The sequence below is a fragment of the Haloplanus salinarum genome (assembly GCF_009762275.1).
GTDB classification, from domain to species: domain Archaea; phylum Halobacteriota; class Halobacteria; order Halobacteriales; family Haloferacaceae; genus Haloplanus; species Haloplanus salinarum.
In genome coordinates, this window is sequence record NZ_CP034345.1 from 521,901 (window position 1) to 540,755 (window position 18,855).

19 protein-coding genes and 1 tRNA gene are annotated in these 18,855 nt (G+C 69.0%); 10 read left to right on the forward strand and 10 right to left on the reverse strand.

Annotated elements, in window-relative coordinates; translation table 11 throughout:
* Positions 1–2 precede the first annotated feature (2 nt).
* From EI982_RS03890 to EI982_RS03900, 3 genes are all read right to left on the reverse strand, one after another.
* Complete coding sequence (locus tag EI982_RS03890) at positions 3–1,667, reverse strand: rhomboid family intramembrane serine protease (RefSeq protein WP_157688231.1); 1,665 nt, start codon at positions 1,665–1,667, stop codon at positions 3–5.
* A 92-nt stretch (positions 1,668–1,759) separates the two neighbouring features.
* Positions 1,760–2,038 (reverse strand): UPF0058 family protein, encoded by a 279-nt coding sequence (locus EI982_RS03895; RefSeq protein ID WP_157688232.1) that lies wholly within the window; start codon positions 2,036–2,038, stop codon positions 1,760–1,762.
* Positions 2,039–2,205: 167 nt separating this feature from the next.
* Entirely contained in the window at positions 2,206–2,418 is a 213-nt protein-coding gene (locus EI982_RS03900; protein WP_049936177.1) for a ribbon-helix-helix domain-containing protein, read from the reverse strand.
* Between the two features lie 171 nt (positions 2,419–2,589).
* Between EI982_RS03900 and EI982_RS03905 the strand changes: the two genes are divergently transcribed.
* The 9 genes from EI982_RS03905 to EI982_RS03945 all read left to right on the forward strand — a co-directional run bounded on the left by EI982_RS03905 (position 2,590) and on the right by EI982_RS03945 (position 11,533).
* Positions 2,590–3,183: a sulfite oxidase-like oxidoreductase gene (locus EI982_RS03905; RefSeq protein WP_157688233.1), complete on the forward strand. Its 594-nt coding sequence runs from the start codon at positions 2,590–2,592 to the stop codon at positions 3,181–3,183.
* Between the two features lie 36 nt (positions 3,184–3,219).
* Entirely contained in the window at positions 3,220–4,557 is a 1,338-nt protein-coding gene (locus tag EI982_RS03910) for an isochorismate synthase (RefSeq protein WP_157688234.1), read from the forward strand.
* The gene (menD, locus tag EI982_RS03915) at positions 4,554–6,326 is read left to right on the forward strand and encodes a 2-succinyl-5-enolpyruvyl-6-hydroxy-3-cyclohexene-1-carboxylic-acid synthase (RefSeq protein ID WP_157688235.1); all 1,773 of its coding nucleotides are present in this window, start codon (positions 4,554–4,556) and stop codon (positions 6,324–6,326) included. Before EI982_RS03910 ends, menD begins: the two co-directional genes overlap by 4 nt.
* Positions 6,327–6,363: 37 nt before the next feature.
* Positions 6,364–6,711 carry a hypothetical protein gene (locus EI982_RS03920; RefSeq protein ID WP_157688236.1) on the forward strand — a complete coding sequence of 116 codons (348 nt, stop codon included), beginning with the start codon at positions 6,364–6,366 and terminating at the stop codon, positions 6,709–6,711.
* Between the two features lie 38 nt (positions 6,712–6,749).
* Complete coding sequence (locus tag EI982_RS03925; protein WP_157688237.1) at positions 6,750–7,688, forward strand: 1,4-dihydroxy-2-naphthoyl-CoA synthase; 939 nt, start codon at positions 6,750–6,752, stop codon at positions 7,686–7,688.
* Positions 7,689–7,752: 64 nt separating this feature from the next.
* Positions 7,753–8,250: a hypothetical protein gene (locus EI982_RS03930; protein WP_157688238.1), complete on the forward strand. Its 498-nt coding sequence runs from the start codon at positions 7,753–7,755 to the stop codon at positions 8,248–8,250.
* 58 nt (positions 8,251–8,308) lie between these two features.
* Positions 8,309–9,484: an inorganic phosphate transporter gene (locus EI982_RS03935; protein ID WP_157688239.1), complete on the forward strand. Its 1,176-nt coding sequence runs from the start codon at positions 8,309–8,311 to the stop codon at positions 9,482–9,484.
* A gap of 40 nt (positions 9,485–9,524) precedes the next feature.
* A complete protein-coding gene (locus EI982_RS03940; protein WP_157688240.1) occupies positions 9,525–10,466 on the forward strand; it encodes a 1,4-dihydroxy-2-naphthoate polyprenyltransferase in 942 nt (313 codons plus the stop codon).
* Positions 10,463–11,533, forward strand: coding sequence for a mandelate racemase/muconate lactonizing enzyme family protein (locus tag EI982_RS03945; RefSeq protein ID WP_157688241.1), 1,071 nt, complete (start codon positions 10,463–10,465; stop codon positions 11,531–11,533). The genes EI982_RS03940 and EI982_RS03945 overlap by 4 nt, the downstream gene beginning before the upstream one ends.
* 126 nt (positions 11,534–11,659) lie before the next feature.
* On the opposite strand, the gene EI982_RS03950 is transcribed toward EI982_RS03945, so the two are convergent.
* From EI982_RS03950 to pyrB, 3 genes are all read right to left on the reverse strand, one after another.
* Complete coding sequence (locus EI982_RS03950; RefSeq protein ID WP_157688242.1) at positions 11,660–12,547, reverse strand: hypothetical protein; 888 nt, start codon at positions 12,545–12,547, stop codon at positions 11,660–11,662.
* Between the two features lie 340 nt (positions 12,548–12,887).
* The gene (pyrI, locus tag EI982_RS03955; RefSeq protein WP_157688243.1) at positions 12,888–13,379 is read right to left on the reverse strand and encodes an aspartate carbamoyltransferase regulatory subunit; all 492 of its coding nucleotides are present in this window, start codon (positions 13,377–13,379) and stop codon (positions 12,888–12,890) included.
* Positions 13,376–14,290 carry an aspartate carbamoyltransferase gene (gene pyrB / locus EI982_RS03960; RefSeq protein ID WP_157688244.1) on the reverse strand — a complete coding sequence of 305 codons (915 nt, stop codon included), beginning with the start codon at positions 14,288–14,290 and terminating at the stop codon, positions 13,376–13,378. Before pyrB ends, pyrI begins: the two co-directional genes overlap by 4 nt.
* Before the next feature lie 212 nt (positions 14,291–14,502).
* Here pyrB and EI982_RS03965 point away from each other — a divergent pair, with 212 nt between their 5' ends.
* Positions 14,503–15,552 carry an RNA-guided endonuclease TnpB family protein gene (locus tag EI982_RS03965; protein ID WP_157688245.1) on the forward strand — a complete coding sequence of 350 codons (1,050 nt, stop codon included), beginning with the start codon at positions 14,503–14,505 and terminating at the stop codon, positions 15,550–15,552.
* 83 nt (positions 15,553–15,635) lie between these two features.
* On the opposite strand, the gene EI982_RS03970 is transcribed toward EI982_RS03965, so the two are convergent.
* The 4 genes from EI982_RS03970 to EI982_RS03985 all read right to left on the reverse strand — a co-directional run bounded on the left by EI982_RS03970 (position 15,636) and on the right by EI982_RS03985 (position 18,808).
* Positions 15,636–16,121 (reverse strand): GIY-YIG domain-containing protein, encoded by a 486-nt coding sequence (locus tag EI982_RS03970; protein WP_157688246.1) that lies wholly within the window; start codon positions 16,119–16,121, stop codon positions 15,636–15,638.
* A gap of 2 nt (positions 16,122–16,123) precedes the next feature.
* A complete protein-coding gene (locus EI982_RS03975; RefSeq protein ID WP_157688247.1) occupies positions 16,124–16,309 on the reverse strand; it encodes a hypothetical protein in 186 nt (61 codons plus the stop codon).
* The gene (locus tag EI982_RS19215; protein WP_449271827.1) at positions 16,294–16,806 is read right to left on the reverse strand and encodes a DUF7504 family protein; all 513 of its coding nucleotides are present in this window, start codon (positions 16,804–16,806) and stop codon (positions 16,294–16,296) included. Before EI982_RS19215 ends, EI982_RS03975 begins: the two co-directional genes overlap by 16 nt.
* A 1,929-nt stretch (positions 16,807–18,735) precedes the next feature.
* Positions 18,736–18,808 (reverse strand) — tRNA-Arg (locus EI982_RS03985).
* Positions 18,809–18,855: the final 47 nt, after the last annotated feature.

The window sequence follows — 18,855 nt, forward strand, 5'->3', positions numbered from 1 at the left end:
GACTACTCGTAGGTCTCCCGTTTGGCGACCCGGACCCGCGTCCCGCCGTCGACGGCGTAGACCCGTCCCTGGACGTTGGCGAACTCCAAGCCGCCGACCGACCGCGTCTCGTTGACCGCGGGCATCGGCGCCACGGCCGATCGGTTCCCCAGCGAGACGTTGAGGCGGAACCCTCCGGGCGCCGCTTCGAGGGTGACGTTCCGGCCGGCGATCACGGGGTCGGCCCGCGCCGGCGGCGAGGTGTAGGCGGTCACGTTCCGGTCCCCGTGCGCGAGGTCGACCCGGTAGACCGTTCCGCCGCCGACGGCGTCCCATCCGGTCCGCCGGACGCGGACCGAATCCCGCCACCCGACGCCACCGACGCGGACCCGCGTCGTCCCGGTGAAGTCGAGTCGTCCCTTCGAGACGGCGGTCATCCAGATGCCCCGGTCGCGGTTCCTGACGATCACCCCCGAGGTGTTGACCTGCGTCGTCTCGCCGAACGCCTCCACGTCGACCACCGACACCATCCCGTTCGGGACGTCCTCCGCGTAGGTCACCTCGTAGCCACGGACCGTGAGCGGGTCGCTCTCCCCGGGCAGGTCGCCGGCCTGGGTCGTCATCAGGTTGACCGGGACCGCCGGCCCGGCGATGGCGGCGGTACAGAACAGCAGAGCGGTGGCTCCCACCTGCCACCGCGGGACCGACCGGAGCGCGTCCGGACGCCTCGGCGCCGACAGGAGCGGCCGTGCCGAGGCCGCGACCGTTCCGGCGACGAGCGCCGCCAGCAGGACCACCAGCGCGAGCCCCGCCGCCCGATAGAGGACGTACGTCTCGCCGCCGCGATACCAGTAGACCGCCCACAGCGACTGTCCGACGCCGAACAGCGCGACGCCGACGGCGACCCGAGCCGCCGACGGCCGCTTGGACCCGCTCGACCGGAGGAACCACACCCCGAGGAGGACGCCCGCGAGGAGTCCGATGGCGTGTCCCTGGATGGCGATGTCGGACCACCAGGGCGCGGAGTAGGAGGGGCCGGCGCTCGCCGACAGCGTGGGGGTCCGGAGCGCCCGGTAGAGCGTCCGGAGACCGTTGCCGACGCTGAGGGCGACGACCGTCGCGATGGGGTAGCGAACCAGCGCGAACCCCGCGAAGGCGAAGACCACCCCCGAGAAGCCGATGACGGGGCCGAGGGAGAACGCGGCGGTGAACAGCCCCACTGCGACGACGGCGGCCGGAAACGCCACGAACGCCCGCACGTAGGGGTTGGTCAGCGACGAGGTGAACGTCTGCGTGCCCCGTTCGCGGGGGAAGTGACCCCACGCGTACTCCGCGAGCGGAGCCAACACGAGCGTCCCGACGAGGTTGCCGACGAGATGGCCCGCCCCGGAGTGGGCGAAGCCGGCGGTCAGCATCCCCAGCGGGTAGAGGTACGACCACGCCCGGAAGGGGATGGTGACGGGGGCGTACCAGTCGCCCCAGCCGCCCTGGACGAACAGGTACACCACGAGGACGATTCCGACGGAGACGAGCGTTCCCCACGGAACGCCGAGGACGAACCGCGAGCGCAGGCGGGCCCCCCACCGACCCCGCGGGCGGTCGAACGCGACGACGGCGGCGGCGGCGAAGAGGAGGGAGAGGACTACCGCCAACCGAAAGAGGGTCGCCGCGTCCGGGAGGCCGAGCATGTCCCTCGTTCACGCCCCGGCCGTAATGAATCCGACGGGCGACGGGGTGGCCGTCGCTCGGCGGGTCGGGGCGTCGCAGGTCCGGTCGCCGACTACAGTTTGTTCTCGGCGTCCTCGGCGAGTTCGGCCATCCGCTTACCGACCCGGCCCGCGTCCGAGAACTCGTCCTCGCTCATCGCCGTCGCCAGCGCGTTGCCGAGGACGAACACCGCGTGTTTGTGCTCGCTTTTCGACTTGTGGACGTGTGAGGGGTCGACGCTCAGGGACTCGTACGGCTCGAAGAGTTCGGAGTCGACGGTCTCCTGACTCCGGAAGTAGTTCATGATCGTCACCATCTGCTCGTGTAGTTCGAGGAGTTCTTCCTTGTGCATACACCCGCGTACGGACGAAGGCCGGTTAAGGATTATTGCGCCGCCCTCGCATACACGTCGGCGCTGGGGACCGTCCGCGGCGGCTCATACGGATTATTGTAACTGTTCACCGGTGGTTCGCCAGGACAGTCCGGCGAACCACCGGCAATGATTTACAATACACAGTATCAGAACACGTACTCGTCCTCGTGACCCATCATGCCCTCGTCCTCGAATCCGGGCTCTTCCTCCTCGATCGGACCGCTCGTCTTGTACGCCCGGAGCCCCGTCGAGAGCAGTTCCTGGATGGCTTCCTCCCGGTTGACGAACTCCCCTTGCTCGATCAACTGGGCGATCTGCATCTCCAGGTGTTCCGGGACGGTTATTTCCACGTTCGGCATTTGGACGTTCGAGGGTTTGGAAGGGGCGTATTTAAATTCTGCGGGGGAAAGCCCGACATTCAAAAACAGAATATTCGGCGACTGAATCTTATTCTCGGTTTGTCTTAACTGAATTTATCAAATCGTACAATCCACCGACACGCATACCTGTCTCCGGCCGCCACTGGCCGTATGGTCGAAGACGTCACCGGACTCTACCGGGAGTTCGGCGACGAGCGTCTCCCGCCGGGACAACACCGAACGGAGGGGTTTCCGGTCCTCTCGAAGGGGAACGAACCGCGGGTCACCCGCGAGGAGTGGTCGCTCACGCTGAGCGGCGCCGTCGCGGAGCCACGCACCCTCGACTGGGAGGCGTTCACCGCTCTGGGTGTCGAGACGCAGCGACAGGACTTCCACTGCGTGACGGGGTGGAGCCGGTTCGACTGCGAGTTCACCGGGGTCCCCTTCCGGACGCTCGCCGACCACGCCGGCGTCGACCCGGACGCCGAACACGTCCTCTTTCACGCTGCGGACGACTACACGACCGACCTCCCCCTCGACGCGTGTCTGCGTCCCGAGACGCTCCTCGCGTTCGAGTTCGACGGCGACCCCCTCCCGCGGGAGCACGGCGGCCCCGTCCGCGTGGTCACACCCCACCGCTACGCTTACAAGGGCGCCAAGTGGGTCACCGGTATCGAGTTCCTCACCGAACCACAGCGCGGCTTCTGGGAGCAGCGGGGGTACTCCGTGACGGCGAACCCCTGGCGGGAGGAACGCTACGGATAGTTAGGTAAAAGAGTGCGGCGGCCTCACGGATTTATAATGGGTGTCCCGCGAAGCGACGAGACGGGAACGCGTCTCGTCAGTCGGTCGATCCGGGCGTCGGTCCCCTCGCTCCGTGTCGCCCTCGACGCGTTGCCGGCGCCGCGGACGTTCTGGACGGGACCCGACGAGGCGACGGTCGTCGCCGGCGGCGTGGCCGCCGAACTCACCGCGGACGGTCGGGACCGCTTTGCCGCCGTCCGCGAGGGCATCGATCGGGTGTTGCGCTCCGGCGACGTCCACGCCGGTACCGAGGCCGCCTGCCCCCGTCTGTTCGGGGGCTTTGCCTTCCACGACGACGGCGGCGACGGCTCCGTCTGGGCCGACTTCCCCGGCGCACGGTTCGTCCTCCCCCGGGTGCAGGTGACCGAAACCGACCGTGGGACGTGGTTGACGGTCAACGCCGTCGGCCACGACGCGACGGCCGGCGCCGTCGAGGAACGCCTCGACGCCGAGCGCGAACGCCTGGCGGGCCTCGACGACACGGACGCCGGCCCGCCGCCCGAAATCGTCTCGCGGACGCGCACCACCCCGCGGGACGCGTGGCGCGACTCCGTCGAGGCCGCCGTCGAGCGCATCCGCGCCGGCGACCTGCGGAAGGTCGTCCTCGCGCAGGCGCTCGACGTGACCCTCGACCGGCCGCTCTCGGTGCCCGACGTCCTGGCGCGCCTGGGGTCGACCTACCCCGACTGTTATCGCTTCCTCGTCGAACCGACGGCCGGACCGGACCGGCCGAGTTTCTTCGGCGCCACGCCCGAGCGACTCGTGAGCCGCCACGGCCGCACGGTCGCCACGGGGGCGCTGGCCGGCACGACGGGCCGCGGCGACACGCCCGCCGAGGACGACTGGCTAGCCGAGGAACTGCTCGACGACGAGAAGAACGTCCACGAACACGAACTCGTCGGGGAGACCATCCGCGAACAGCTCGCCCCCTTCGCCTCCTCGATCACCGCCGGCGAGCGGAGCGTCCGTCGCCTCGAGACGGTCCAGCACCTCTTTACACCCATCACGGCGACGCTGGATCGGGACACGCACGTCCTCGACCTGGTGGAGGCGCTCCACCCTACGCCCGCCGTCGGGGGGCTCCCCCCGGAGCGGGCGCTGGCGACCATCCGCGAGACCGAACCGTTCGACCGCGGATGGTACGCCGCCCCGGTGGGCTGGGTCGACGCCGCCGGCAACGGCACCTTCGCCGTCGCCATCCGCTCGGCGCTCGCCCGCGACACGTCGACCACGCTCTTCGCCGGCGTCGGTGTCGTCGCCGACTCCGACCCGGACCGCGAGTGGGACGAGGTACAGCTCAAATACCGCCCGATCCTCGACGAACTGGAGCGATGAGCGCGCCGAACCGCAACGTCCTCTGGGGGCGGACGCTGGTCGACGAACTCGTCCGCGGGGGCGTCGAGAGCGTCGTCGTCTCCCCGGGGAGTCGCTCGACGCCGCTCGTCACCGCCGTCGCGGACCACGACGACCTGACGGTCCACTCGGTCCTCGACGAGCGGTCGGCGGCCTACTTCGCGCTCGGTCGGGCCCGCCGTACCGGCGAGGTGACGCCCCTGATCTGTACCTCGGGGACCGCCGCCGCGAACTACCACCCCGCGGTGATCGAGGCCGACCGCGGACGCGTGCCCCTCCTCTTGCTCACCGCCGACCGCCCGCCCGAACTCCACGACAGCGGCGCCAACCAGACCGTCGACCAGGAGAAGCTGTACGGCGACGCCGTCCGCTGGTACGCCGACCTGCCGGAACCCGAGGCCGAGGAACGGAAGCTCCGCTCGCTACGGACGACCGCCGCCCGCGCGCTCGCCGCGGCGACGGGGACGCCCGCGGGGCCGGTCCACCTGAACTGTCGGTTCCGCAAGCCTCTGGAACCGACGCCCGTCCCGGGCGACGTCCCCGCGGACCTCGACCCGCTGGCCGCCGCCGGACGCGGCGACGACCGGCCGTTCGTGCGGACGACGACGGGGACGCCCCGACTCGACCGCGTCGACGTCCGACCGCTCGTCGAGGCCCTATCGGTCGAACGGGGGCTGCTCGTCGCCGGACCGACCGATCCGCCGGGGGTCGACCCCGAGGCGATCACCGCTCTCGCGCACGCGACGGGCTTTCCGATCCTCGCCGACCCGCTCTCGGGGCTCCGCTTCGGTGGCCACACCCGCGTGACGACGACCGTCGGCGGCTACGACGGCTATCTCGACCCCCGCGTGACCGACGACTGGCCCGACCCCGAGGTGGTCGTTCGGGTCGGCGCCTCGCCCACTTCGAAGCGACTCCGGGGGTACCTCGCGCGGACCGGGGCCCGGCAGTTCGTCGTCGATCCCGCGGGCGGGTGGCGCGAGGCGGCGTTCCGGGCGACGGATCTGATCGTCGCCGACCCCTCGCGGCTTGCGGCCCGGCTGGCGGAACGCGTCGGGGGGCCGGACGCCCCCGCCTGGCGCGAGCGCTGGGCCGAAGCCGAGCGGGTCCACCGCGAGACGGTCGGCGACGCCGTCGACGACGGCGCGGGCGGCTACTTCGAGGGGGCGATCCTCGGTGACGTGGCCGACCTCGCGCCCGAACCCGCGACGCTGGTGGTGTCGAACTCGAACCCGGTCCGGGACGCCGACCGGTACGCGCCGCCCGTCGCGGCGAACTACACCGTCCTCGGCAACCGCGGCGCCTCCGGCATCGACGGCGTCGTCTCGACTGGCCTCGGCGCCGGCAGCGCCACGGCCGATCACCTCACCCTCGTGGTCGGCGACCTGGCCTACTACCACGACGGCAACGGTCTGCTGTCCGCGCTCCGGTGTGGCGTCGACGCGACGGTCGTACTCGTCAACAACGACGGCGGCGGCATCTTCCATCGCCTCCCCATCGAATCCTTCGACCCGCCGTTCACCGAGTCGTTCAAAACGCCACACGGCCGCGAGTTCGAACCCACGGCCGATCTCTACGACCTGACGCACGTCGCGGTCGACGACCGCGAGGCGTTCCGGGAGGCCTACGCCGACTCGGTGGAGCGCGAGGGGACCGACGTGATCGAGGTGCGGACCGACGCCGAGGCGAGCCAGCGGACCCGGGAGCGGCTGCTGGAGGCGACGGTCGAGACCCTCGCCGACGGGGAGTGAACGGGATTTATCCGCTCGCGGCCGGTGACTCCGACCGATGCCCTCCACGATCCGCACCTGGCAGTTGCCCGCCCTCGTGGCCGCGTTCCTCGTCGTCGCCTACGCCTTCGTGGTCGCCAACAACCTTCTCCTCGGCGTCTTCGCCGCCGCCCTCCTCTACCTGCTCGCGTGGGTGATCGACCGGGCGTCGTCCGGGAACCCGCTCGAGGACATGACGCGGGCGCGGCGGCTGGCGACCGGCGCCGTCGTCCTAGTCGTTCTCGCGTACTCGGTCGTCGTCGCGGCGTCGGTCCTGCTCGGCGTCCTCGTCTCGGCGACGGTCGTCGCCGTCGCCTGGATCACCAGTCCCCTCGGGCCGGTCGCGGGGTGGCTCGACTCGCGGTGAGGTGAATCTTTTTGCGCGCGCCGCCCCGCCCTCGGAGTATGGTTTCCGACCTCTTCGATCCGGACCGCTGGACGGCCGTCACCGACGAGTTCGACGACGTCACCTACCACCGCGCGGACGACGTCCCCGCGGTGCGGATCGCCATCGACCGCCCCGCGGTGCGCAACGCCTTCCGCCCCCGGACCGTCGACGAACTGTACGCGGCGCTGGATCACGCCCGCCAGCAGGCCGACGTGGGCGCGGTCCTACTGACCGGCAACGGCCCGTCACCGACGGACGGCGGGTGGGCGTTCTCCGCGGGCGGCGACCAGTCCATCCGCGGGGACTCGGGCTACGAGTACCGCGGGGACGACGGCGCCGATGCGGCCGACGGTACCGACGCCGACACCGGGGACGCCTCGCTGGACGCCGACACGCCGACGGTCGGGCGCCTCCACGTCCTCGAAGTCCAGCGACTGATCCGGTTCATGCCCAAGCCCGTCGTCGCCGTCGTCCCCGGTTGGGCCGTCGGCGGCGGCCACTCCCTGCACGTCGTCTGTGATCTCACCATCGCGAGCGAAGAGCACGCGAAGTTCCTCCAGACCGACCCGGACGTGGCCTCCTTCGACGGCGGGTTCGGCTCCGCCTACCTCGCCCGACAGATCGGGCAGAAGAAGGCACGCGAGGTGTTCTTCCTCGGCAAGACCTACGACGCCGCGGCGGCCGCGGAGATGGGGATGGTGAACGAGGCGGTCCCTCACGACGAACTGGAGGACGTCGCGCTCGACTGGGCCGAGACGATGACGGACAAGAGCCCCACCGCGATGCGGATGCTGAAGTACGCGTTCAACCTCGCGGACGACGGGATGGTCGGCCAGCAGGTGTTCGCCGGCGAGGCCACCCGGCTCGCCTACATGACCGACGAGGCTCGGGAGGGGCGGGACGCCTTCTTGGAGGGGCGGGATCCGGACTTCTCCGACGTGCCCTGGCACTACTGAGCGGCCCAGCGTCGGGGAAAGCGAGAGGGTATATGTACGAAGCCCACATTTCTGGTCGTAACTGATGAATCCGAGCCGCGTGGACTTCTTCGTCGATCTGGCGTACGGGCTGTTGATACTCCTCGCGGCGGGCCTCATCCTCGTGGTCGGGACGAACGTCGGCGTCGCGTTCGGCATCGGCGCGCTGGTGTCGTACGTCGTCCACGTCGTCTGGAAGATGGCCCGGTTCGACCCCCAGTGGATGACCGAGGAAGTGACCGAGAAAGTCGAGGAGACGCTCACCGAGGAGATGACCGAGAGCGTCGAACAGACCGTCGCCGAGGAGGTGACCGAAGAGGTAACCGAGGAAGTGACCGAGAAGGTCGAACAGACGGTCACCGAGGAGGTCACCGAGAACGTCGAGCGGACCATCTCGGAGGAGGTCGGCGACATCATCGACCAGCTCGAGCAGGTGAACCAGCGGGTCGATCGGCGGCCCCGAACCGATCAGATCGGGGAGATGACGAAAGGGGAAGGCGAGACAGAAGCCGGGGCCGGCAACGGGGAGTCGGACGACAGATGAGCGGACGACGACAGCTACATGAGGCCGGACGACCGATCCCTCCGACCGGTAGCGACGCATGATCGGGGCACTCCTCTTGGTCGGTTTCGGGGTCGCGCTGTTCGTCGGGTTCAACATCGGCGGTTCGAACACCGGGCCCGCCTTCGGCCCGGCGGTCGGGGCGGGTGTCATCTCGAAGCTATTGGCCGGCGCGCTCATGGCCGTCTTCTTCTCGGTCGGCGCGTGGACCATCGGCCGCCGGGTCGTGAACACGCTCGGCCGCGACCTGGTGACCGACCCCGGCGTCTTCACCGTCGAGTCCAGCATCGTCGTCCTCTTTTTCATCGGCGGGGCGCTCTTCGTCGGCAACTACGCCGGCGTCCCCGCGTCGACGTCGATGACGGCGGTCGGCGCCATCGCCGGCTTGGGCGTCGCCGCCGGCGAACTCGACTGGGCCATCATGGGCGAGATCGCGGTCTGGTGGATCGTCGCGCCGCTCGTCGGCTTCTGGGTCTCCGGTGTCGTCGGGCGGTATTTCTACCCGACGATCAACCGCTGGGTCGCCATCGAACGCAGCGACGGGCCGCTCCTGACGCTCGATCGCTCGGGGGCGGTCCCCACCCCACAGGCGGGACCGAACTCCACCCGCCGCGAGGTCGTCGGAACGGTCGTCGTCATCGGCATCGGTTGTCTGATGGCCTTCTCCTCGGGCACCTCGAACATCGCCAACGCCATCGCGCCGCTCTACGGCGCCGGCGTCGATCTGAACCTCCTGATCCTGCTTGGCTGTGCCGCCGTCGCCGTCGGCGCGCTCACCATCGCGCGCCGGACGCTCGACACCCTCGGCAACGACATCACCGACCTGCCGCTGACGGCCGCCATCGTCGTCGCGGTCATCTCCTCGGGCATCGTCATCGGCCTGTCGGCCATCGGCATCCCCGCCTCCTTCGTCATCATCGCGACCATGTCCATCGTCGGCCTCGGGTGGGGGCGGGCGACGCGGTCGACCACCGTCTCACAGGGGGTCCGCGGCGAGGAGACGCCGAACGTCTCCGTTGGTGCGCTGACGGCCGACGAACCCGGCGAGGAGGCACCCGACATCGGCGAGGAGGAACCCGCCGAGACGCCGAGCGCCGCCGACCTGTTCGATCCGGAGACCACCGGCCGGGTCGTCCTCATGCAGAACGTGGTGCCGCTGCTCTCGACCGTCGGCGCGTACGCCACCTTCCGGGTGCTGTTCGCCGTCTGGTGGTGAAACGGCACTCTTTACGCGGTGGCGTCCCCATCGGTCGACGATGAGCACACAGGAGATCAGCCGTCGCCGCGCGTGGGTGATGGCCGCCCGGCCACAGACCCTCCCGGCGACGGCCGCGCCGGTCGCCGTCGGCACCGGTCTCGCGGTCGGGCACGGGGTCGCCGACCCCTTCGCCGCGGCCGCCGCGTTCCTCGGCGCCGCCCTCATTCAGATCGGCACCAACTTCGCCAACGACTACTACGACGCCGTGAAGGGGGCGGACACCGAGGACCGCGAGGGATTCACCCGCGTTACCCAGTCGGGGCTCATCTCCCCCGACGCGGTCAAACGCGCCGCCTACCTCACCTTCGCGGCCGCCGTCCTCGTCGGGACGACGCTCGTCTACGTCGGCGGCCTCCCCATCCTGATCGTCGGCCTGCTCTCCGTCGCCGCCGGCTTCGCCTACACCGGCGGCCCCTACCCCCTCGGCTACCACGGCCTCGGCGACCTCTTCGTGTTCGTCTTTTTCGGCGTCGTCGCCGTCACCGGCACCTACTACGTGCAGGCGGCGGCGACGCTCGCGGCCCCGTTCCCGCTCTCGATCCCCCCCGGAACCCTCCCACCGGTCGCCGTCGCCGCCAGTCTCCCCGTCGCCGCGCTGTCGACGAACATCCTCGTCGTGAACAACGTCCGCGACATGGAGACCGACGCCGAGACGGGTAAACGCACCCTCGCCGTCCGCCTGGGCTACCGCTGGAGCCGCGTCCAGTACGTCGCCCTCCTGGCGCTCGCGTACCTCGTCCCGCCCGCGCTGTGGCTCGCCGCTCCCGCCTCGCCGGTGGTCTGCCTGCCGCTCGTGACGCTCCCGCTCGCCGTCTCGGTGGCCCGGACCGTCGGCGGCCACACCTCGGGCGAGAAACTCAACCCGGCGCTGGAGCGAACCGGCAAACTGCTCGCGGCCCACGCCCTCCTGTTCGGCGTCGGCCTCGCTCTCGGCGTATGAACCGCCGCGATTTCGGCCTCGACCTCGCGACGCCCCTCGATACGGCCCGCGGTCGCATCGAGCGACGCGAGGGGACGCTGCTCGGGCTCGGCGCCGACGACGCCCGCGGGGTCGGCGAGGCGACGCCCCTGCCCGGGTGGACGGAGTCGCTCGCCGACTGTCGGGCCGCGCTCGACGCGGTGGCCGACGCCGAGGCGACGCTCCTCGACGCCGTCGACGACGCCCCGGACCCGCTATCCGGGGCACCCGACGCCGTGACCGACCCGCTCGCCGACGCGCCGGCGGCCCGTCACGCCGTCGAGAGCGCGCTTCTCGACGCCGCGGGCCGCCGCAACGGCCGGTCGCTCGCCGGGCTGTTCGCCGACGACCCGTCGTCGACGGTACCGGTGAACGCGACGGTGGGCGACGCGGAGCCGTCGGCGACGGCCACGGCCGCCACGGCGGCCGTCGACGCCGGGTTCCACTGCCTCAAGGTGAAAGTCGGCGCCGGATCCCTGGAACGCGACGTCGAGCGCCTGCGCGCCGTCCGGGCGGCGGTCGGCGAGCACGTGTCGCTCCGGGCGGACGCGAACGGCGCGTGGGACCGCGAGACGGCCGCCGAGGCGGTCGACACCCTCGGGCCGCTGGATCTCGCCTACCTCGAACAGCCGCTCCCGGCCGCGGACCTGTCGGGGCACGCCGCGCTCCGGGGCCGCGGCCTCGACGTGGCGCTCGACGAGACGCTGACTGCGGTGTCCGTCGAGGCGGTCCTCGACGCCGGCGCGGCCGACGTACTGGTCCTGAAGCCGATGGCCCTCGGCGGCCCCGGCCGGGCGTTCCGGGCGGCGACCGCGGCCCGGCGGGCGGGCGTCGACCCGGTGGTGACGACGACGTTCGACGCCGCGCCGGCACGGACCGCGGCGGTCCACGTCGCCGCCGCGGTCCCCGGGGTCCGGCCCTGCGGGCTGGCGACGGGCGACGCCCTCGAATCGGATCTCGTCCCCGATCCGGCGCCGGTCGAGGCCGGCGCGGTGACCGTCCCCGAGGGCCCGGGCGTCGCCGGGGCGACCTTCGAGGACCTGGTGTGACCACCGCCGAAGCTATACGAATCCGATCCGAACGGGGGGTATGTCGACTGGTCGCCTGCTGTACGCCCTCGGACTGTTCGCCGTCCTCGTCTTCTCGCTCGGCATCGCCGTCGTCTGGGCGCTCTCCTACGGGCCGCTGTGATCGGCGGCATCCGCGTCGCCGTCGGCGTCCCGCCCGGCGTCGGCTCCGTGGGAGACACCCTCGCGGCGGTCGGCCCGAAGCCGTCGGATCGCCGCCGCGGCGTTGCTCGCGTCGTAGCCGAAGCAGACGGCGTCGGCGTAGGCCGCCGCGACCTCCGTCGCACCGACGAGGGCGTCGACGTCGACGTCGACGGCGTACAGTTCGATCGCCAGCCCCGAATCGAGCTCCGCGAGGCGGCTCTCGAACCCCTTGGCGATTGTCTCCAGCCAGTAGGTCGTTCCGTACGCGGTGTCGTAAAGCGGGACGACGAAGCGGTCGACCGCCGGTGCGAGCGCCTCGATATCGACGCCGCTCCGGGAACGCAGGTGGCCGGGATAGGGGTCCGGATAGAGGGTCACCGCGAGGTCGCCCGGCACCCGATCGCGGACCGCAGTGACGAAGTCGGTGACGACCGACGCCCGCCAGTCCTCGCGGTCGTCGAACTCGCTCGCGGCGAAGCGCTCGTCGCACCGCTCGCAGCGACAGTAGCCGTCGCGCGGGAAGCCCACGTCGTCGAGACGGAGGTCCGGTCCGGCCGCGACGCAGTCGTCGACGATCTCCAGCAATCCCTCGCGATACTCCTCGTGGGTGGGACAGACGTACGACCAGTCGAAGTAGGGCCGCTCTCGGGTCGCGGGCCGACCCTCGGCGTCGACGGCCGCGAGCGAGGGCTCGTCGCCGACGGCGGCGTTGTCGCCGAACGCCGAGAGCATGTTGACGCCGGCCGACTGGGGCGCGGCCGCCCGTCCCGTCACGTCCTTCACCTCGTAGTAGCCGACGTCGAAGACCGACCACTCCAGTTCCTCGGCGTTCCGCGTGACGACGCCGTACATACCCGCCGGTAGCGGGCGTGTGGGCGTAAGTGGTTCGGGTACGCGTCGGGGCTCGCGTGGCGGTCCGTCACGGGACCGATCGGCGGACTCCGCGGCTAATCGTGTTCCGTGACCGGCGGAGCCGGCGCTCCTCGGCGTGGCGGCGAAAGAACGGGGGATCACAGGGCGGTCGACGCCCGACGAGTCGACGGACGTCCCGCCGAAGGCGACGCGGTTACTCCTCGACGTCGACCTCGACCGGTTTCTTGTCGCCCGAGAGCAGGACGTAGCCGATTGCGATCAGTGCCAACACTAGGATGAACTTTGTCTTTCCGGACATGGTACCCCCTTGGACCACCGGTCACAAAGCGGTTTCGCCCGACCCGTGGGCGTCGATGTGTTCCGCGACGTCACCCCCGCGGACGATAGTGCCACAGTAGGAGCACCGAACGCCGTCCTCCAGCACCGCGAACGCCGTCCGAACCGGTTCGTCGGCGTTCGTGATGCAGTTGTGGTTGGGGCAGACGAGGATGCCGGTCACCGACTCGGTGCGCTCGACGCGGTTCTTCTCGATCACGTCGAAGTCGCGGATGATGTTGATCGTCGCCTCGGGCGCGATCAGGGAGAGGACGTCCACCTCCGACTGGCTGAGTTCGCGCCCCTCGACCTTGACGACGTCCTTCAGGCCGAGTTTGTCGCTGGGGACGTTCATGCCGATGCTGACGCTCTCGCCGCCGCTGCCGTCGATGCCGAGGATGGCGAGGACGTTCAGCGCCTGACCGGCGGTGACGTGGTCGATGACGGTGCCGTCGCGGATCTTGCTGACGCGGAGTTCCTTGTCGGTGTCGCTCATGTGTCTCCTCCAAGCAGGCCGTCGAGCAGGGCCATCCGAACGGGGACGCCGTTGTGGGCCTGTTCGAAGTACTTCGCGCGCGCCGTCTCGTCGACCTCGGGCGCGATCTCGTCGACGCGCGGTAGCGGGTGCATCACGGTCAGATCCTCGGAGGCGTCCGCCAGCACCTCGTTGTCGATGCGGTACTCGCCGGCGACCTCGCGGTACTCCCGTTCCTCGGGGAACCGCTCCCGCTGGATGCGGGTGACGTAGAGGACGTCCAACTCCGGGAGGACCTCGTCGAGATCGGTGTGTTCTCGGACCTCCGCGCCCGTCTCGTGGAGGTCGTACCGGACGTTCCGCGGCAGGCGCAGGCTCTCCGGGCTGATGAAGTGCTGACGCACGTCGAATTCGGTGAGCGCGTGGGCGAGCGAGTGGACCGTCCGCCCGTACTTCAGATCGCCCATGATGCCCACCGTGATGTCGTCGAGTCCCGCGTTCTCCCGGATCGTATAGAGGTCGAGGAGGGTCTGGCTCGGGTGCTGGCCGGCCCCGTCGCCGGCGTTCACGAGGGGAACGTCGACGAACTCCGAGGCGAGTTTCGCGGATCCCTCGCTCGGATGTCTGAGGACGAGCGCGTCGGCGTACCCCTCGATCACCCGAACCGTGTCCGCGAGGCTCTCGCCTTTCTTCACCGACGACGACTCCACCGCACCCATGTCGATGGTGTCGCCGCCGAGACGCTTCATCGCCGTCTCGAAGCTCATCTTCGTCCGCGTGCTCGGCTCGAAGAAACACAGCGCGAGCACGCGGCCGGCGTGCCGGCCGCGGACGATCCCGGGGTCGGCGTCGATGGCCGCCGCGTGATCGAGCACCGCCTCGATGTCGTCCCGGGAGAGGTGGGCCGCGCTGATGAGGTGGTCCCGTAGCATTACGTGTGTGAGCCACCCGCGGCGTCTTGAATCCCTCGGCATCACGGCACCGTCGGGGCGCTGCCGCCACTGCCGGCTTACGGAAATGCGAGGAGAAAGCCCCGCCCTTCAGGGCGGGGATGAATCCGACAAACGACGACACAATCCACCGACGATAGCACAGCCTGCTATTCCAATAGATACTTTAGACAGCATACCTAATTACAAGTGTAATGGTCACGGTGACCGTCACCGCGAAGTTCCACAATCCATCCCTCTCACGGCGCAAAGAGTGGCAACACGCCACTCGCCTCTACCGTGACACCAAGCAATTCTGTATCGACGGATGGGAGAACGGCGACTTTGGCAAATCCGTGACCACGGCTAGCATCGACAACGACCTCTACTCGGCAATCCAGAACCAAGCCATCCGGGAGGCAAAATCCGACCATAATAAGGACGGAGCGGTTCGCTACCGAGAGAGTCAGCCGTTCGCCGTCAACAACCAGAACTGGGAAATCGACACGACTGAGAACGGCACGGTCGTCGTCGGCTTCCCATGCGTCTCTCAATGGTGGTACACCCCGATAGAGGTGTACGACGACATTGCCAATCCAGTAGACCGACTAGTCGAAGGTGACGCCGACAAGACTCGTCTACAGGTCTACCGTCGCGGAGACGACTGGTATTGTACGTTCAATATCGAGTACGACGCCGATACGTCGGGCGAGACGCCCATCGGTGTCGATATTGGTGAACGACACATCCTCGCTGTGACTGCCTACGATGAGGACGAGTCGATGCTGGTGTCTGGTGGTGAGGCGAAGTACGTTCGACGCAAATATCGTTCCCTACGCGAGTCGCTATCGAAAGCGGGTGCGCTTCGCGCACGCAACCGCGTGGGTGACAAAGAACAGCGTCGGATCAAAGACATGAACCACAAACTCTCCCGTCGCCTCATCACGTTCGCGGAACAGTTCGAGAACCCCGTCATTCGGATGGAAGATCTCGAAGGCATCCGCGAGAACAGTTCGTGGTCGGGCGTCCACTCGTGGCACTTCCACCAACTCCAACAGTTCATTACGTACAAAGCCGAACGCGCTGGTGTTCGCATTGAAAAGGTCGATGCGTACCATACCAGCCAGCGGTGTTCGGCGTGTGGTTCGATGGGAACCCGTGATGGCGACCACTTTTCGTGTACGGAGTGTGGCCGTGGACGACACGCCGACCTGAACGCTTCGGAGAATATCGCACAACGGGAGGAAGAACCATGCACGGCGTAACAGTTCGGCTGACGCGAACCGTGCTACCTCGCTGGTTGAATAGCCAGTCGTCGTCATCGGGCTACGCCCGATTGCCCGTGGAACTACGTTCCACGCCGTTGACGCCCGCAGATTGCGGGGAGGAAGGCCCAATTGACAGGGCTACACGCGCTGGAAAGCACGTCCGTGGTCACAACTGGACGGCGACCTTCGACGGCCCACGCGAAAGCGTACTTGAGGCCCGAGGAAACGCGCAACCTGAATATCCCCTTCGGGGAATCCCCGCCCTTTAGGGCGGGGAGGATGTCAACCCCGCCCACGTACGTCCCACGCTGGGCACCCCGATGCGTCCGCAGGCGCTCCCACAGGGTGGAGCCGCTCCCCCGCGAGACGGCGTGGGTCCCGACCCGCGTGAGACGGGGGAATTCACCGGTCACCCGGGTCTCGTCGGCCGAAAAGACGAAGTAGACGCCCCGATCGGGCCAGTCCATGTAGCCGTCGCAGTCCCCGAGCCGTCGCGCGCCGCCGATCCGCCGTTCGAGGTCGTCGAACAGCGAGTACAGTCGGTCGAGTAGCGCGGTCCGCGCCACGGCTACGGGGGCCGCTCGGGGAACGCGTCCCGGTCGATCTCGCGGTCGGCGCCGGTGGACGGATGGCGTTGCACGGTGTCGACGTTCGACGGCTCGGACATCAATCCGTCGCCGACCGCCGCCGTCAGTGCGCGGGCCGTCGTGAGTCCGCCGGGAGCGGTGTCCGTCCCGATCAGAACGCGTCCCACGCCGTCGGCCGCCGTCCGAACCCGCGGACGCGGAACTGCAGGTCGCCGTCCGTCCCCCGGAGTTCGATCACGCCGTCGAACTGTCCGGTGATGGTGTTGACAACCTGTGGGTCGTGGCTATCGTCGTCCAGCGTGTAGACGCCGAGTCCGCCCGTCTCCGCGATCCGCTTGGTGTAGACGTAGAGGAAGTTGAACACTTTCTTGCTGTTCATGTACTGCAACAGCGTCGACACCGAGATCAGCCCGTACCGGATATCCGAGACGCCACGGTTCTCGAACTGCCGGAACAGCTTCGCCGTCCCGACGCTGATACCGGTGAGGTCGCTGGGCGAGGAGACGTGTTCGGTCGTCGCGTCGACCACCGACCGGCCGTCGCTTCCCGAGGTGTCGATGATGCCGATCCGGGCCGGATCCAGCGAGTCGACGTGCCGATGTACGACGGCGGTCCGGACGACGTTGGCGACGCGGACGCGCCGGCCATCCGGAGCGAGGACGATTCGGTCAGACGACCCTTCACCGTGACGTGAGCGCGGACGGAATCACTGGTCGGGGTCCGCGAGCGGCGACGGTCGGCGGTATTTTCCGGCCGATACCACGGTGGCGGTACGAGGGTCACGTTGCTGGGCGTGATCCGTAACGTGATGGTTCGCCTGACTGGCGTGGAGTCGAGAGAGACGACCGTTCGAGCGTAGCGCATCCCGTGGACCAGTCCACGCTCGTCGACGAGGAGGGTTCCTTCGTCCGCGCCGGACGTCGTCGAAGCGCTCCGAATCTCGATCCAAAGGTACGTCCTCCCACCGCGCTCGAAGGAGCCGGTGACCGCCGTATCCGTTCCGGATAGCGCCCGTCGGAGGAGAGATGCGGTTCGAACGGCGAACGGATCCGTGTCGGGGGCGGGTCCGATGACACGGTGGTCCGCGTCGAGGGCCGACGAATTCGAGACGGGGGGCGACTCGAAACGAACGTTACCGTCGGCGTCGGTGTTCGATCCTACGCGGACGATCCGTTTCGTTCCGTTGGCGTACGTCGATGCGTTCGCAACTCCGGACGGGGGCCAGCGGAACGTCCCGGCAACCCGCACCGTCGATCGGTGACGGGCGGGCGTCTCGACGACCGTCCGTTCCCACGCGACGGCGGTTCGCTGTCCATCGACGGATTCCCGATTCGTGACCGAGAGCCGGTAGGACTCGGCCGAGAGCGTCGAGTAGTGGGCGGCGGCCAGCATCGAGACGTTCTCGACGCCGTCGACGCCGACGCCGGGCGGATACGACTCTTCGAGAACGACTTGACGCCCCGAAGCCGAGTCCTCGATCGAATCGGCGTTCTCGGACGAGGATCCGCCGTCAGTCGCCGTTTGGTCGTCCGCGAGCGGCGTCTCCGAATCCTCCGACGCGTTCTCGACGCTCGGAGTCTCGCCGGCTGAGGCCGACCCGGAGGAATCATCGATGGGTACGACGGGACCGGTTGCGAACGGAGCGACGGCGACGATGGCAGACGTGAGGACGAGGGCGAGCACGACGGCGACGATGGAAACGGACGACAGCGCGACGACCGTTCGGCGGTCACCGCCTCCGTCGTCGTCGTCCGGACCGTCGTCAGCCGACCGGGCGAGAGCGTCGTCGGTCCCCCCACCCGACGATCCGGTCGAGGGCTCCGTGGCGGATGGCTGCCGAACCTTCCGGCCGTAGGTATCGTCGACGTCATCGGCGGGGACGCCTATGTTAGAGACAGTCAACCCGACGGCGTCGGGTGACGCGTCAAAGAAGCGGTGACAGAGTCGAGTTCGGTCATCAGGGGTCACGGCGTAGCGCAGCATCTCCCGGAGGTCTTCGAGCGGCAGTGGCGCCACGCCGTCGGTCGCCGTCACTCCGGGTGGGGCGACCCGCTGCGGGTCGGCCCCCTCGAACGGCGGTCGGACGGAGACGATGACACCGACGCGCTCGCCCTCCCACCCCCGGGCGTCGTAGACTGCGGCCACGAACGAGGCGCGTTCCCCAGGGTCGAGATCGTCGAGGGCTACCTCGAACTCGACGCGAGGCCGGGACACGTCAGCACGTTGGAATCGGCGGACAAAACCCTTCGCCCCGCACCGTCCGAAGGGCGATTCCGAGCGGAGAAGGCCTCGAGACCACCGGCCACGAACCACGGCGTGATCGTCGTGGGTTGGATACCCGGATGACACACGCACTCGGCCACGCGCATCGAGCGAACGGAGTGAGTGAGATGGGCGTGGCGGGATTCGAACCCGATTGCGAATCCTCGCTGGCGCTCGGATTCGCGTGGTTCGAACTCCGGTAACCGTTTTCGATCTCGATTCGCTCGGACAGAACAGCGGGCGTGGCGGGATTCGAACCACGGTCGTTTCGCTCCCTGATTCGAATCCCTTACGGTACACTGTTCGACCTCGCTTCGCTCGGACAGAACAGCGGGCGTGGCGGGATTCGAACCCGCGATCGAGAGGTTAGGAACCTCTCGCCCTATCCGCTAGGCCACACGCCCTGCCGGCCGTAAACGGGACGTGGACAAAAAGGTCGGTATCCCGTCCC